At 74.6% G+C, this 14,742-nt stretch carries 14 protein-coding genes; 5 read left to right on the top strand and 9 right to left on the bottom strand.

All coding sequences use genetic code 11. From position 1 onward, the window contains the following. Positions 1-77: 77 nt before the first annotated feature. Positions 78-4,859 carry an ATP-dependent helicase gene (locus tag ACRYM2_RS03950; RefSeq protein ID WP_432520039.1) on the bottom strand — a complete coding sequence of 1,594 codons (4,782 nt, stop codon included), beginning with the start codon at positions 4,857-4,859 and terminating at the stop codon, positions 78-80. Positions 4,860-4,935: 76 nt separating this feature from the next. Here ACRYM2_RS03950 and ACRYM2_RS03945 point away from each other — a divergent pair, with 76 nt between their 5' ends. Further along, a complete protein-coding gene (locus tag ACRYM2_RS03945; RefSeq protein ID WP_166614626.1) occupies positions 4,936-5,157 on the top strand; it encodes a DUF3046 domain-containing protein in 222 nt (73 codons plus the stop codon). A 14-nt stretch (positions 5,158-5,171) separates the two neighbouring features. On the opposite strand, the gene ACRYM2_RS03940 is transcribed toward ACRYM2_RS03945, so the two are convergent. After that, complete coding sequence (locus tag ACRYM2_RS03940; protein WP_432520037.1) at positions 5,172-5,738, bottom strand: DinB family protein; 567 nt, start codon at positions 5,736-5,738, stop codon at positions 5,172-5,174. Next, positions 5,735-6,721 (bottom strand): SMP-30/gluconolactonase/LRE family protein, encoded by a 987-nt coding sequence (locus tag ACRYM2_RS03935; RefSeq protein WP_432520036.1) that lies wholly within the window; start codon positions 6,719-6,721, stop codon positions 5,735-5,737. The genes ACRYM2_RS03940 and ACRYM2_RS03935 overlap by 4 nt, the downstream gene beginning before the upstream one ends. Before the next feature lie 245 nt (positions 6,722-6,966). Here ACRYM2_RS03935 and recA point away from each other — a divergent pair, with 245 nt between their 5' ends. From recA to ACRYM2_RS03920, 3 genes are all read left to right on the top strand, one after another. Then, positions 6,967-8,007: a recombinase RecA gene (gene recA, locus ACRYM2_RS03930; protein WP_432520035.1), complete on the top strand. Its 1,041-nt coding sequence runs from the start codon at positions 6,967-6,969 to the stop codon at positions 8,005-8,007. Positions 8,008-8,102: 95 nt separating this feature from the next. Beyond that, positions 8,103-8,570 (top strand): regulatory protein RecX, encoded by a 468-nt coding sequence (locus tag ACRYM2_RS03925; protein WP_432520094.1) that lies wholly within the window; start codon positions 8,103-8,105, stop codon positions 8,568-8,570. Between the two features lie 68 nt (positions 8,571-8,638). Beyond that, complete coding sequence (locus ACRYM2_RS03920) at positions 8,639-8,935, top strand: putative quinol monooxygenase (RefSeq protein ID WP_432520034.1); 297 nt, start codon at positions 8,639-8,641, stop codon at positions 8,933-8,935. A 116-nt stretch (positions 8,936-9,051) separates the two neighbouring features. Here ACRYM2_RS03920 and ACRYM2_RS03915 read toward each other — a convergent pair whose 3' ends face one another. From ACRYM2_RS03915 to ACRYM2_RS03900, 4 genes are all read right to left on the bottom strand, one after another. Then, positions 9,052-9,906 (bottom strand): amino acid ABC transporter permease, encoded by an 855-nt coding sequence (locus tag ACRYM2_RS03915; RefSeq protein WP_432520032.1) that lies wholly within the window; start codon positions 9,904-9,906, stop codon positions 9,052-9,054. Next, positions 9,903-10,583 (bottom strand): amino acid ABC transporter permease, encoded by a 681-nt coding sequence (locus ACRYM2_RS03910; protein ID WP_432520031.1) that lies wholly within the window; start codon positions 10,581-10,583, stop codon positions 9,903-9,905. Before ACRYM2_RS03910 ends, ACRYM2_RS03915 begins: the two co-directional genes overlap by 4 nt. Positions 10,584-10,665: 82 nt before the next feature. Next, positions 10,666-11,595, bottom strand: a complete 930-nt coding sequence (locus ACRYM2_RS03905; protein ID WP_432520030.1) for a glutamate ABC transporter substrate-binding protein — start codon at positions 11,593-11,595, stop codon at positions 10,666-10,668. A 50-nt stretch (positions 11,596-11,645) separates the two neighbouring features. After that, the gene (locus ACRYM2_RS03900; RefSeq protein ID WP_432520028.1) at positions 11,646-12,428 is read right to left on the bottom strand and encodes an amino acid ABC transporter ATP-binding protein; all 783 of its coding nucleotides are present in this window, start codon (positions 12,426-12,428) and stop codon (positions 11,646-11,648) included. A gap of 118 nt (positions 12,429-12,546) precedes the next feature. Between ACRYM2_RS03900 and miaB the strand changes: the two genes are divergently transcribed. After that, positions 12,547-14,082, top strand: a complete 1,536-nt coding sequence (gene miaB, locus ACRYM2_RS03895; RefSeq protein ID WP_432520027.1) for a tRNA (N6-isopentenyl adenosine(37)-C2)-methylthiotransferase MiaB — start codon at positions 12,547-12,549, stop codon at positions 14,080-14,082. A gap of 53 nt (positions 14,083-14,135) precedes the next feature. On the opposite strand, the gene ACRYM2_RS03890 is transcribed toward miaB, so the two are convergent. Next, positions 14,136-14,288: a hypothetical protein gene (locus ACRYM2_RS03890; RefSeq protein ID WP_432520025.1), complete on the bottom strand. Its 153-nt coding sequence runs from the start codon at positions 14,286-14,288 to the stop codon at positions 14,136-14,138. A gap of 60 nt (positions 14,289-14,348) precedes the next feature. Beyond that, positions 14,349-14,669: an antitoxin gene (locus tag ACRYM2_RS03885; RefSeq protein WP_432520093.1), complete on the bottom strand. Its 321-nt coding sequence runs from the start codon at positions 14,667-14,669 to the stop codon at positions 14,349-14,351. Between the last annotated feature and the right edge of the window lie 73 nt (positions 14,670-14,742).

Here is a 14,742-nt window from a genome sequence, read left to right as displayed (position 1 = left end):
GCCCCCGGCGGACCGCTCCGCGAGCACGTCCGCGAGCACGTCCGCGAGCACCCCGGCGCCCGATCCCGCGAGGCGCGTCACGAGCGGATGCGCAGACCGCGCGGGGTCGCGTGGAAGCCCGCCGCCTCCAGCGCCGCGCCCAGCGGCGAGCCCGCCGCCAGCACTTCGCTGCCGTCGGCCTTCTCCACCGTCAGCTTGCCCAGGACCCCCTCGCGCACGGCCAGCGCCAGCGCGTCGGCGGCGGGCTGCAGGGCCTCGGCCTCCGCGGTCCACGACAGCACCGAGCGCCCGCCGCGCTCGACGTAGAGCACGAGCTCGCCGTCGACGAGGACGACCAGGGCGCCGGCCTTGCGCCCGGGGCGGTGCCCGCTGGCCCCCGCGGTGCTCTCGGGCCGCTCCGGCCACCCCAGCGCCGCCCCGTACGGGTTGGCCGGGTCGGTGGCCGCCAGCACGACCGCCCCCGGCCCGGAGTCCCCGCGTCCCCGCCGCTCCTGCCGGGCCTGCGAGGGGCTGGCTCCGCCCAGCGGGCGGGCGCTGTCGCGCAACCGGTCCACGGCGCCGGTCGTGGCGAACTGGGAGGCTCCCAGCCCCTCGACGAAGTACCCGCGCCGCGCGCGGCCCGCCTCCTCGAAGGCGGCCAGCACCCGGTAGACCGCCGCGAAGCCGCCCGGCACCCGCTCGCTGCCGACCGCTCCGCGGGTGAGCACCCCGTGCCGGTCCAGCAGCACCTCCGCGGTGGCGTGCGCGCGCACGGTGGCGTCGGCCTCCACCTGCGGCAGCATCGACCAGCGACCGGCCGCCGACGGGGGACCGCTGCGCGAGGGCAGCTCCACGCGGGTGCCGCGCAGGCCCCGGCCCGGCCGCCCGGGGCGGGCGTAGCGCGAGCGCGGTGCACCCGCGCGCGCCTTGTGCGCCCCGCGGCCGCCGAGGCGGTTGCGCAGCGGGGCGAGCGTGTCGTTGGTGAGCCGACCGGCCCACACCAGGTCCCACAGCGCGCTGGCCAGCCCCGCGTCGTCGGTGGAGCCGACGGCGTCGGAGAGCGCGCGGAAGAAGTACGCGCCGCCACCGCCGAGCGCCGCCAGCACCGCGCGGTGCAGGTCGGTGTCGACCGCGACCTCCGACTCGGCCGGGTCCGGCAGCGTCAGCGGCGCCAGGTCCGCCGGGTGCAGCGAGACCCAGCCGTCGTCGCCGGGCAGGCTGCCGTGACCGGACCAGACGACCTCCCCGGCCGCAGTGAGCTCGTCGAGCATCGCCGGGGAGTACCCCTCGACCCGCGCTGCGAGCACGAGCGGTTCCAGCGCGCTGGCGGGCACGACGGCGCCGGCCAGCTGCTCGACGGCCCGCAGCACCCCGTCCACCCCGCGCAGGCGCGAGCGGATGCCCGTGCCGACGCCCTGCCAGGCGGGCAGGAACCGGGCGAGGTCGCGCGGGGCGACGGGCTCGACGTCGGCGCGCAGCGCCGCCAGCGAGCGCCGGCGCAGGGCGCGCAGGACGTCGGCGTCGCAGAACTCCGTGCCCGTGCCGCCGGGGCGCAGCTCGCCCTCCACCAGCCGGCCGGAGGCCTGCAGGCGCCGCAGCGCGTCGTGCGCCACGGCCCGGCCCACGCCGAAGCGGGCGGCGGCCTCGGCGACGGTGAAGGGACCGCGGGTGCGCGCGTAGCGGCCGAACAGCTCGCCCAGCGGGTCCGCCACGGGTTCGGTGAACGCCTCGGGGATGCCCACGGGCAGCGCGGTGCCCAGCCCGTCGCGCAGCCTGCCGGCGTCCTCGATCGCCGCCCAGTGCTCGCCGCCGGCCACGCGCACCCGGATCACCCGGCGCGCCCCCTCCAGCGAGACCAGCCAGCCGGTGACGTCGTCCTCGCCGAGCACGACGGGCACCTCGTCGAGGCTGCGGCCGCTGCGGGCCACCACCTCGGCGGTGGTCAGCGGCCCCAGCACCCGCAGCAGGTCGGCGACGTCCTCGGCGTCGGCGCAGCGGCGCTCGGGCACCAGGCGCTGCAGCTCGGCCTCGGTGCGGGTCACCGCCTCCGGGTCGAGCAGGTCGCGCAGCGCCGCGCCCTCCCCGCGCCCCAGCAGCTCGGCGAGCAGGCTCGGGTCCAGGGCCAGCGCCGCCGCGCGGCGCTCGGCCAGCGGGGAGTCGCCCTCGTAGAGGAACTGCGCGACGTAGCCGAACATCAGCCCCCGGGCGAACGGCGACGGCTGCTGGGACTCCACCTCCACCACGCGCACCGTGCGCGCCGCGAGCTCGCCCATGAGGCGTTCCAGCCCGGTGACGTCGAAGACGTCGGACAGGCACTCGCGCACCGTCTCCAGCACGATGGGGAAGCTCGCGAACCGGCTGGCCACCTGCAGCAGCGAGGCCGCCCGCTGCCGCTGCTGCCACAGCGGCTGGCGCCGCCCCGGCTGCCGGCGCGGCAGCAGCAGCGCCCGCGCGGCGCACTCGCGGAAGCGGGAGGCGAACAGCGCCGACCCGCCGAGCTCGGCGGTCACCAGCTCCGCGACCTCGGAGGCCTCCAGGACGACGAGGTCGGCCACGTCGGGGGCCTGCCCCTCGGGCAGGTCCAGGTCGGGCAGGCGCAGCACGATGCCGTCGTCGGCGGGCATGGCCTGCACGTCGACGCCGAACCGCTCGCGCATGCGCGCACCCAGGGCCAGCGCCCACGGGGAGTGCACCTGCCCGCCGAAGGGGGAGTGCACGCACACGCGCCAGTCGCCGAGCTCGTCGCGGAAGCGCTCCACGACGATCGTGCGGTCGTCGGGCACGTGGCGGGTGGCCTCCTGCTGCTCGCCGAGGTAGGCGAGCAGGTTGCCCGCGGCCCAGTCGTCCAGGCCGGCCGCGCGCACCCGCTCGCCGGCGGCCTCACCGGCGAAGCCGCCGGGCAGGCCGCCGAGCTCGCGGACGAACTCCCCGAGGGCGCGGCCGAGCTCGGCCGGGCGGCCCAGGGCCTCCCCGTGCCAGAAGGGCAACCGGCCGGGCTGCCCCGGCGCCGGGGTCACCAGGACGCGGTCGTGGGTGATGTCCTCCACGCGCCAGGCCGAGGAGCCGAGCGTGATGACGTCGCCGACCCGGGACTCGTAGACCATCTCCTCGTCCAGCTCGCCCACCCGCCGCCCCGGCCCCTCGCCGGAGGCCAGGAACACCCCGAACAGGCCGCGGTCGGGGATGGTGCCGCCGCTGGTGACGGCGAGGCGCTGCGCGCCGGGACGCCCGGTGAGGGTGTCGGTGACGCGGTCCCAGACCAGGCGCGGGCGCAGCTCGGCGAACTCGTCGCTGGGGTAGCGCCCGGACAGCATGTCCAGGACGGCGTCGAGCACGGCGCGCGAGAGGGTGGCGAACGGGGCCGCGCGCCGGGCGAGCGCGTGCAGGTCGGGCACGGTCCACTCGTCCATGGCGACCATGGCCACGACCTGCTGGGCCAGCACGTCCAGGGGGTTGGCGGGGACGTGCAGCTCCTCGATGCGCCCCTCGCGCATGCGCTCGACGACGACGGCCGTCTGCAGCAGGTCCCCGCGGAACTTCGGGAACAGCACGCCGCGGGAGACGGCGCCGACCTGGTGCCCCGCGCGCCCGACGCGCTGCAGGCCGCTGGCCACGCTCGGCGGGGACTCCACCTGCACGACGAGGTCGACGGCGCCCATGTCGATGCCCAGCTCCAGGCTGGAGGTCGCCACGACGGCGGGCAGCCGGCCGGCCTTGAGGTCCTCCTCGATGAGGGAGCGCTGCTCCTTGGAGACCGAGCCGTGGTGCGCGCGGGCCAGCACCGGCGGCTTGCCCTCCGAGAGCCCGGAGGCCCCGGGAGCCTCGGCGGGGGGCGGGGGGACGGGGCGCCCGGTGTCCCACGGGTCGGGGGCCGCGTCCTCCTCCGGGTGCAGCCGCTCGTCCCAGACCTCGTTGAGGCGGGCGGTCAGCCGCTCGGACAGCCGCCGCGAGTTGGCGAAGACGAGCGTGGAGCGGTGCTCGGCGACGAGGTCGACGATGCGCTCCTCCACGTGCGGCCAGATGCTGGCCCGCCGAGGGTCGCCCGCCGCCTGGCCGGTGAGGTCGTCGGGGTCCTCGGCGCCGCGGCCGGAGGCGTCGAGGTCGCTCATGTCCTCCACCGGGACGACGACGCGCAGGTCGAACTCCTTGGTGGACGGCGGCTGCACGACCGTCACCGGCCGCCCGCCGGAGACCCACTCGGCCACGGCCTGCACCGGGCGCACGGTGGCCGACAGGCCCACCCGCTGGGTGGGCTCGCCCCCCGCCGCGGTCACAAGCGCGTCCAGGCGCTCCAGCGACAGCGCCAGGTGGGCTCCCCGCTTGGAGCCCGCCATGGCGTGCACCTCGTCGAGGACGACGGTGCGCACCCCGCGCAGCTGCTCGCGCGCCTTGGAGGTCAGCAGCAGGAACAGCGACTCGGGGGTGGTGATGAGCACGTCCGGCGGGGTGCGGGTGAAGCCGCGGCGCTCCTCGGCGGGGGTGTCGCCGGAGCGGACGCCCACGCGCACCTCGGGCACCGGCAGCCCGAGCCGCTGCGCCTCCTGGCGGATGCCGGTCAGCGGGGAGCGCAGGTTGCGCTCGACGTCGACGGCCAGGGCCTTCAGCGGGGAGACGTACAGCACCCGGCAGCGGTGGTCCTTGTCCTCGGGCACGGGCTCGGCCGCCAGGCCGTCCAGGGCCCACAGGAACGCCGAGAGCGTCTTGCCCGACCCCGTGGGGGCGACGACGAGCGCGTGCCGGCCCCGGCTGACGGCGTCCCAGGCGCCCAGCTGGGCGGGGGTGGGCGCCTCGAAGGCGCGGGTGAACCACGCGCGCGTGGCGGCCGAGAACCGCTGGAGCACCTCGTCGGCGGCGGGGACCTCGGTGCTGGCGGTGCTCATGGACGTCATTCGACCACCGGCCTCCGACACCCGCCCTCCAGCGGCCGGCCCCGCCCCCGCGTGGCAGGCTTGCGCCATGCGCGTCAGCGAGTTCTGGACCCTGGTGGAGGACGAGTTCGGCACCGCCTACGGCCGGTCGCTGGCCGCCGACCAGGTCCTGCTGGCCCTCGACGACCGCACCGCCCAGCAGGCGCTGGACGCCGGTGTCGAGCCCAAGGAGATCTGGCTCGCGCTGTGCGAGGCGATGGACGTCCCGCAGGCGCGGCGGCTGGGCAGGGACCGCGCGCCCAAGCGCTGAGGGCCCCGCGGGCGCTACTCGCCGACCTCGCCGTCGATCCGCTCGCGCAGCAGGTCGGCGTGGCCGTTGTGCCGGGCGTACTCCTCGACGAGGTGGGCCAGCACCCAGCGCACCGACAGCGTGCCCTGCCGCGCGTGCTCGAAGGTGTCGTCGAGGGAGTGGCGGGCCAGCACGTCGCGCGCGAGCTGCTGCTCCCGGGCCAGCCACGCCAGGTCCGCCGCGGCGTCCGCGTCCTCGACGTCGTCGAAGTCCCCGTCGGGGTTGGCCCCGTCGTAGGTCAGCGGCTCGACGTCCTGGCCGTCGACGCGCCGGCGCCACCAGGAGCGCTCCACCTCGGCCAGGTGGCGGGCCAGGCCCAGCAGGCTCAGCGACGACGGCTCCACGGCGCGCCGGCGCAGCTGCTCGGCGCTCAGGCCGGCGACCTTCCGGGCGAAGGTGGCGCGGTGGTAGTCGAGGTAGGCCGCCAGGAGCGTGCGCTCGTCGGCGGTGCCCGCCGGTTCCACGCGCTCCGGCGGTGGCGGAGCGGTCCAGCCGCGCCCGCCCGCCGCCGCGCCCCCGGCGCCGTCCGCGGGCCCGCTCACAGCCACCACAGCCCGGCGCCGACGGCGCGGGTGCGCAGCCGGTACACGCTCGTGGACGCGGCCACGTAGACGTCGCGGCCCTGCGGACCGCCGAAGCAGAGGTTGGCCACGACCTCGCCGACGACGACCTCCAGCAACCGCGTGCCGTCCGGGGCGAAGACGGTGACCGCGTCGCCGTTGGAGGTCCACACGTTGCCCTCGCGGTCCACGCGGAAGCCGTCGGCCAGGCCGCGGTCCATCGTCGCGAAGACGCGCCCGTTCTTGGCGACGGGACCGCCGGGGCGCGCCTGCGGGCCGCGGCCGCCGCGCACGCCGGTGAGCACGTCGTAGACGCGGATGAGCCGGTGGTCGCCGTTGCCGGGCGTGCCGGCCGCCGAGGTGTCGGCGACGTAGAGCAGCGACTCGTCGGGGGAGAAGGCCAGCCCGTTGGGCTCCTCGACGTCGGTGACGACGACCCGCAGCTCGCCGGTGGACTCCTCGAAGCGGAAGACGAAGTTGTCGCCGTACTCGCGGTGCCCCTCGTGCCCCTCCACCTCCACGGAGATGCCGTACGGCGGGTCGGTGAACCAGACCGCGCCGTCGGAGGCGACGACGACGTCGTTGGGTGAGTTCAGCCGGGCGCCGGCGTAGGAGTCGACGAGGACCTCGGTCGTGCCGTCGGGCGCGGTGCGCTCCACCGCGCGCCGGCCGTGCGAGCAGGTGACGACCCGGCCCTGGTGGTCCAGGGTGCGGCCGTTGGTGAACTCCACGCCCTCGCGGTGCACGACGAGCCCCTCGGCCTCGCTCCAACGCAGGACCCGGTCGCCGGGGATGTCGCTGACGAGCAGCGCCTGCTCGGCGGGCAGCCACAGCGGGCCCTCGGCCCAGGTGCTGGCGGTGCCCAGGTGCTCCAGGCGCGCGCCGGGCTCGAGCAGCGCCGAGCCGCGCGGGTCGAGGACGCTGGGGGCGGAGTGCGGCACGGGGGCCGGGGACGTCGACGTCACGCGCGGCACTGTAGGGGGCGCGCGGGCGGCGCGGCAGGGGCCGACACGCCGAGGCGGGTGCGCCGGTCGAACACCTGTACGGATACGATCGGCGTGTCCACAGGGGCCGCGCAGCGCCCCGCCACCCACCGCCCCGGTTCGTCCGGGGGTCGTGTCGGAGGCGGGTCGTAGCGTGACCCGCGTCAGCTCGACCGAAGGCCCGCGCTCTGACGAGGAGCCGGCCGACCCGACCCAAAGGTGAGGACATGCCCGCTCCTGCGGACCGCGAGAAGGCCCTCGACGCCGCGCTCGCAGCCATCGACAAGAACTTCGGCAAGGGCTCGGTGATGCGTCTCGGCGACGAGGTCCGCCCGCCCATCGAGGTCATCCCCACCGGTGCCATCTCCCTGGACGTCGCGCTCGGCATCGGCGGCCTGCCCCGCGGCCGCGTCGTCGAGATCTACGGCCCGGAGTCCTCCGGCAAGACCACCGTCGCCCTGCACGCCGTCGCCAACGCGCAGAAGAAGGGCGGCATCGCCGCCTTCATCGACGCCGAGCACGCCCTGGACCCGGACTACGCCGCCAAGCTGGGCGTGGACACCGACGCCCTGCTGGTCTCCCAGCCGGACACCGGTGAGCAGGCGCTGGAGATCGCCGACATGCTCATCCGCTCCGGCGCCCTCGACATCATCGTCATCGACTCGGTCGCGGCCCTGGTGCCCAAGGCCGAGATCGAGGGCGAGATGGGCGACAGCCACGTCGGCCTGCAGGCCCGCCTCATGTCGCAGGCCCTGCGCAAGATCACCGGTGCCCTCAACCACTCCGGCACCACGGCGATCTTCATCAACCAGCTGCGCGAGAAGATCGGCGTCATGTTCGGCTCGCCCGAGACGACCACGGGCGGCAAGGCGCTGAAGTTCTACGCCTCCGTGCGCCTGGACGTGCGCCGCATCGAGACGCTCAAGGACGGCACCAACCCCGTCGGCAACCGCACCCGCGTCAAGGTCGTCAAGAACAAGGTCAGCCCGCCGTTCAAGCAGGCCGAGTTCGACATCCTCTACGGCCAGGGCATCTCCCGCGAAGGTGGGCTCATCGACCTCGGCGTCGAGCACGGCTTCGTGCGCAAGTCGGGCGCCTGGTACACCTACGAGGGCGACCAGCTCGGGCAGGGCAAGGAGAACGCCCGCGCCTTCCTGCGCGACAACCCCGACCTCGGTGACGAGATCGAGAAGCGCATCAAGGAGAAGCTCGGCATCGGTGCCCGCATCGACGCACCGGCCGAGGTCGAGGACAAGGTCGAGTTCTGAGTCGTCCCGACCGCCCGCGGCGGCGCCGTGACGTCCCTCCCGGTCCGGAGGAGAACCCGGACCGGGAGGCGGACCCGCACGAGGTCGCTCGCACCATCGCCCTGCGCCAGCTGACGATGGCTCCTCGCAGCCGTGCGCAGCTGGCGCAGAAGATGGCGGCCAAGGACGTGCCGGAGCAGGTCGCCCAGGACGTCCTCGACCGCTTCGAGGAGGTCGGGCTCGTCGACGACCGTTCCTTCGCGCAGACCTGGGTGCACTCGCGGCAGGGTCACCGCGGCCGCCGTGCGCTCGCTCTGGAGCTGCGCCGCAAGGGCATCGCCGACGAGACCGCCCAGGAGGCCCTCGAGGAGGTCGACGACTCCATCGAGGAGCAGGCCGCCCGCACGCTCCTGCGCAGACCGCTCGCGGCCACGCGGGGCATGGACCCGGTGAAGCGGCAGCGCCGGCTGGCGGGGGTACTCGCCCGACGAGGCTTCCCGCCCGGCCTGGTCATGCGCCTGGTCCGCGAGGAGCTGGCGGCCGACGCGGACGAGACCGTGGACGACGCCGAGCCCCTGGGGTGAACCCGTCGTCGGCGGCGCGCTCGGCACGCGTAGCCTCCTGGCACCACCGTCGGCAGTCAGGAGCACCCGTGAGCATCACCTCCGTCCTGGAACTCACCCTCAAGCCCGAGGCCGTCGCCGACGCGCCTGCGATCATCACGCAGACGCTGCAGGCGACCCGCGCCTTCGAGGGGTGCCTCGGGGTCGACGTCCTCGTCGACACCGACGACGAGACCCGTGTCGTGCTGCTGGAGCGCTGGGAGTCCCTCGAGCACGACGACGCCTACCGCGCCTGGCGCGCCACCCCGGAGGGCGCCTCGCAGCTGGGCACGCTCGTCGCCGCCCCGCCGAAGCTCACCCGGTACGCGCCCCGCGCCGACGTCTGACGCGCCGACGTCCGACGCCCGCGGCACCACGGACGTGCGGCAACGCCGAGGGCCGGTCACCGTGGCGGTGACCGGCCCTCGGCGTCGGTGCGCCTGCACCCCGGGCGTGCGCAACCTCAGGCGGAGGCGGCGCCGGCCTGGGCGCCCGCGACCTGCGGGCTGGTGCGCGCCGCGGTGTGCGTGCTCATCCGGCGCTCCAGGAGCTTGGCCAGGCCGGAGATCACCATGTTGGTGCCCACGTACACGACCGCGATGACGATGAACGCCGGGATGAGGTTGAAGTAGAAGGACCCCGCCTGCTGACCCCAGCGCAGCAGTTCGCTGTAGCCGATGATGTACGCCAGCGCGGTGTCCTTGAGGATGACGACGACCTGGGACACCAGCGAGGGCAGCATGGAGCGGACCGCCTGCGGCAGCTGCACCGTCCACAGCACCTGACCGGGGGTGAGCCCGATCGCCAGGCCCGCCTCCGCCTGCCCCTTCGGCAGCGCCTGGACGCCGGCGCGCAGGATCTCCGCGAGGAAGGCGCCGTTGTAGATGGTCAGGCCCAGCACGGCGCACCAGAACAGCGGGATCTGCCCCCTGGCGCCGTAGAAGAACCAGAACATCAGCAGCAGCACCGGCGGCGTGCGGAACAGCGTCACCAGGGTCGCGGCCACGCGCCGCAGCGCCGCGGAGGTCGACAGCCGCCCGGCCGCCAGGACCGCGCCGAGGACGATCGAGAGGACGATCGCCGTCAGCGCCACCTTCATGGTCTCCCACCAGGCCGCCGCCAGCTGGGTCTGGATGTCGGTGTAGCTGAACGGGCTCCACAGCGAGGCGCTGAACTGCCCGGCCGCGTGCAGCTTCCAGACCACCCAGCCGACGACCGCCGCGAAGACGAGCACGCCGACGACGGTGAGGACGGCGTTGAGCCGGCGGGCGCGCGGGCCGGGTGCGTCGTAGAGGACGGCCTCGATGCGCGAGCTCATGCCCGTGCCCCCTTCCGGTCGCGGTCGAGCGCCCGCTCCAGCGCCTCGACGCCGGCGAAGAGCAGCAGCGCGAGGACCACGTAGGTCACCGTGGTGCCGATGAGGACGGCGATGACCGCGTTGCCGTTCTGCTCCACCAGGCCGCGCATCGCGGAGATCAGCTCGAAGTTGTTGGCCGCCGAGGCGACCGAGGTGTTCTTCAGCAGCGCGTTGAGGATGCTGCCCAGCGGGGGCACCACGGCGCGGAACGCCTGCGGCAGCACCACCAGGCTCAGCACCTTGGTGAACGGCAGCCCGATGGCGCGCGCGGCCTCGGCCTGCCCGACCGGCACGGTGTTGATGCCGGAGCGGATCGCCTCGCAGACGAAGGAGGAGGTGTACGCCACCAGCGCCAGGACCGCGTAGGCGCGGTACTGCCGCCCGGAGTCCTCGGTGAAGGTGATCTGCAGGATGGGCAGGCACAGCACGCAGAACACCATGATCAGCGTCAGCGGCGTGTTGCGGAACAGGTTGACGTAGGTCGCCCCGACGGCCCGCAGCGCCGGGCTGGGGGAGACGCGGAACACGGCCAGGACCGTGCCGAGCACCAGGGAGCCGAGCGTCGACCAGAAGAACAGGACGATCGTGCCCCAGGCACCGCGCCCGAAGGCGTCGAGGTTGTCGACGATGACCTGCACGTCGCCTCCTAGGGGGTCGTGGAACGGGGGTGGACGTGCGGGCGCCCGGGCACCACGTCGTCGGGGTGCCCGGGCGCGGCTCTCAGTAGCGGTCGACCGTCGGGGGCTCGGGGTCGGTGCCGCTGCCACCGAGGGTGAAGTCGTACGCCTTCTTCCAGTCGCCGTCGCTCACCGCCGCCTCGATGGCGTCGTTGAGGGTGTTGCGCAGCACGGTGTCGCCCTTGGGCAGGCCGATGCCGTACGGCTCCTCGCTGAACGGCTCGCCGACGACCTTGAGGGCGTCCGGCTGCTGGGCCGCGTAGCCGCGCAGGATGGCGTCGTCGGTGGTGACGGCGTCCACGGCGTTGCTCGTCAGCTGCTGCACGCACTTGGAGTACGCGTCGAAGGTCACCAGCGTCGCCTCCGGGTGCTCGTCGCGGATGCGGGTCGCCGGTGTGGAACCCTCCACCGAGCACACCTTCTTGCCGGCCAGGGAGTCCGGCCCGGTGATCGAGTCGTCGTCGGCGCGCACGAGCAGGTCCTGGCCCGCCACGTAGTACGGGCCGGCGAAGTCGACGACCTCCTTGCGCTTGTCGTTGATCGTGTAGGAGGCGATGACCATGTCGACCGTGCCCTGCTGCAGGAAGGGCTCGCGGTTGGCGGAGACGGTCTCGACGAATTCGATCTCGTCCGGGGTGAGCCCGAGCTTGGCGGCCATGAGCTTGGCCATCTCGATGTCGAAGCCGGCGTACTCGCCGCTGCCGGGGTCCTTCTGCCCGATGCCCGGCTGGTCGGCCTTGACGCCGATGACGACCTTGCCGGCCGACGTGATCTTGTCGAACGTCGGGCTGCCGGTGATGGCCACGTCGGAGGCCACGGCGTAGGTGGGCGCCGCCGAGCTGCTGCCCGGGCTCTCGGTGCCGCCGCCGGCGGTCTCCGGGGAGCCCTCCTGGCCGCAGGCGCTCAGGGCGAGCAGGGCGGTCGCCACGCCGGCCAGCGCGCTGACGCGGTGCCTGCTGCGGATGGTCCTCATGGGGGTCGTGCCTCCTGGGGTGGTTCCTGTGGGTCCGGCGGGCGGATCGGTCAGTGGGTGAGGATCTTGGACAGGAAGTCCTTGGCCCGGGGGTGCTCGGGGTCGGTGAAGAACTTCTCCGGCACGGCGTCCTCGAGGACCTCGCCCTCCGCCATGAAGACGACGCGGTCGGCGGCGCGGCGGGCGAAGCCCATCTCGTGGGTGACGACGACCATCGTCATGCCGCTGCGGGCCAGGCCCGTCATGACGTCGAGGACCTCGTTGATCATCTCCGGGTCCAGCGCGGACGTCGGCTCGTCGAAGAGCATGACCTTGGGGTCCATCGCCAGCGCCCGCGCGATCGCCACGCGCTGCTGCTGGCCGCCGGACAGCTGCGCGGGGTACTTGGCGGCCTGCGAGGCGACCCCGACCCGCTGCAGCAGCTCGTCGGCGCGGCGGCCGGCCTCCGCGGCGGAGGTGCCGCGGACCTTCACCGGGCCGAGGGTCACGTTCTGCTTCACCGTCTTGTGGGCGAAGAGGTTGAAGCTCTGGAAGACCATCCCGACGTCGGCGCGCAGCCGCGCCAGGTCCTTGCCCTCGGCGGGCAGGTCCTTGCCGTCGATGGTGATGCGCCCGCCGTCGATGGTCTCCAGGCGGTTGATCGCCCGGCACAGCGTCGACTTGCCGGACCCGGAGGGGCCGATCACCACGACGACCTCGCCCTCGGCGATCGTCAGGTCGATCGACTTCAGCACGTGCAGCGCTCCGAAGTGCTTCTGCACGCCCTCCAGCACCACGAGCGGGCGGCGCGTCGCGGTCCGCCCGGGGTGCGGGGCCTGCACGGGGTCGCTCATGGCCCGGACCGTACATGGTCTGCGCACGTTGCCCACAGGACCTCCGGAGAGGTGGGCAGATCGTGACCCAAGAGTGACCACGGTCGACGCCTCCCGCGGTGACCTACCCTGGAGGGCGATGAGCACGCCGACCGCCACCGGGCCGACCACCGCCACCAGCGCGCCGTCGGCCGAGCAGCCGCGCACCTACCAGGTGCGCACCTTCGGCTGCCAGATGAACGTCCACGACTCCGAGCGGCTGTCCGGGCTGCTGGAGGACGCCGGCTACGTCCGCTTCGACGAGGCCGGCGGCGCCGGCGCTCCCGTCGAACCCGACGTGGTGGTCTTCAACACCTGCGCGGTGCGCGAGAACGCCGACAACAAGCTGTACGGCAACCTCGGCCACCTCGCCCCCGTCAAGGAGCGCCGGCCCGGCATGCAGATCGCCGTCGGCGGCTGCCTGGCCCAGAAGGACCGCGGCGAGATCGTCCGCAAGGCCCCCTGGGTCGACGTCGTCTTCGGCACCCACAACGTCGGGTCGCTGCCGGTGCTGCTCGAGCGCGCCCGCCACAACGCCCAGGCGCAGGTGGAGATCCTGGAGTCGCTGGAGACGTTCCCCTCCACGCTGCCCACCCGCCGGGAGTCGCCCTACGCGGCCTGGGTGAGCATCTCCGTCGGCTGCAACAACACCTGCACGTTCTGCATCGTGCCGAGCCTGCGGGGCAAGGAGAAGGACCGCCGCCCCGGCGACGTGCTGGCCGAGGTGGAGGCGCTCGTGGGCGAGGGCGTCCTCGAGGTCACCCTGCTCGGGCAGAACGTCAACACCTACGGCGTGGAGTTCGGCGACAAGCTCGCCTTCGGCAAGCTGCTGCGCGCCACCGGCGGCGTCGAGGGGCTGGAGCGCGTGCGCTTCACCAGCCCGCACCCCTCCAGCTTCACCGACGACGTCGTCGACGCCATGGCCGAGACGCCGAACGTGATGCCCAGCCTGCACATGCCGCTGCAGTCCGGCTCGGACCGCGTGCTGAAGGCGATGCGCCGCTCGTACCGCAGCACGCGCTTCCTGGGGATCATCGACCGGGTCCGCGCGAGCATCCCGGACGCCGCGATCACCACCGACATCATCGTCGGCTTCCCCGGGGAGACCGAGGAGGACTTCCAGCAGACCCTCGACGTCGTCGAGCAGGCCCGCTTCGCCTCCGCGTTCACCTTCCAGTACTCCCCGCGCCCCGGCACCCCGGCCGCCACCATGGGCGAGCAGGTGCCCAAGGCCGTCGTGCAGGAGCGCTACGAGCGGCTCACCGCGCTGCAGGACCGCATCACCCTGGAGGAGAACCAGGCGCAGGCGGGCCGCACCCTCGAGGTGCTCGTGGCCGAGGGCGAGGGGCGCAAGGACGCCAGCACGCAGCGGCTCTCCGGCCGGGCCCCCGACAACCGCCTCGTGCACTTCGCGGTGCCGCAGGGCGCGCAGGTGCCCCGCCCGGGCGACGTGGCGACCGTCACGATCACCCGCGGGGCGCCGCACTACCTCGAGGCCGACGACACCAGCGCCTTCGCGGTGCGCCGCACCCGCGCCGGCGACGCCTGGCAGGCGCGCCAGGCCCGGCCCGAGCCCGCCGCCGAGGCGGGTCCGCGGCCGGTCAGCCTGGGGCTGCCCGCGATCCGGGTGCGCTGAGGGCACCACCGGGTCCTCCTGCGCGCAGCAGGAGGACCCGGCCCCCGCAGGTGCTACTTGGCCGGCGGTGTCGCCGGCTGCGGCACCGGCTCCGGGCCGGGCACCGGGCCCGGGTCGGGCAGCGGCTCGCCCGGCGTCCCCGGCTGGGGGACCGGGCTCGGCGGGAGCGGCGTGGGCGGCGTGGGCGGCGGGGTCGGGATGGTCATGCCATCACCTCCGGGTCGGTGCTGCGCTGCGTGCGGGCGGGTGCTGCGGGCGGGGGCGCCTCAGCGGCGCGGGCCGCTCATCGGTGTGCCGTCGCCACCCGCACCACCGCGCATCGGCGTGCCGCCACCGGCCCACGGCGAGGACTTGGCCTGCTCGGCCACCAGGTCGACGCCCTTGCGGGCGAACTCGCCGACCCGCACGACCTTGTCGGCGTACCTGCCCTCGGTGCGCGCGTTGACGAACGAGGCCGCCTTGTCGATCGCCCCGCCCGCGGTCGAGGAGTGCTCGGCGGCGAACGAGCCGACGCGGCCGCGGGCCTGGTCGGCCACCTCCCACGCCTGGCCGGCGGCCTCGGTCAGCTTGCCCTTCAAGAACTGCATGGTGCCCACGAGTGCTTCCTTCCCTGGTCGCTGCTGCTGCCGCCCGTCCTACCAGCCCGCGCCGGTGCGCTCC

Source organism: Kineococcus aridisoli, from assembly GCF_050871885.1.
Classification (GTDB): Bacteria; Actinomycetota; Actinomycetes; order Actinomycetales; family Kineococcaceae; genus Kineococcus.
This window is presented reverse-complemented; position numbering and strand designations above follow the sequence as displayed.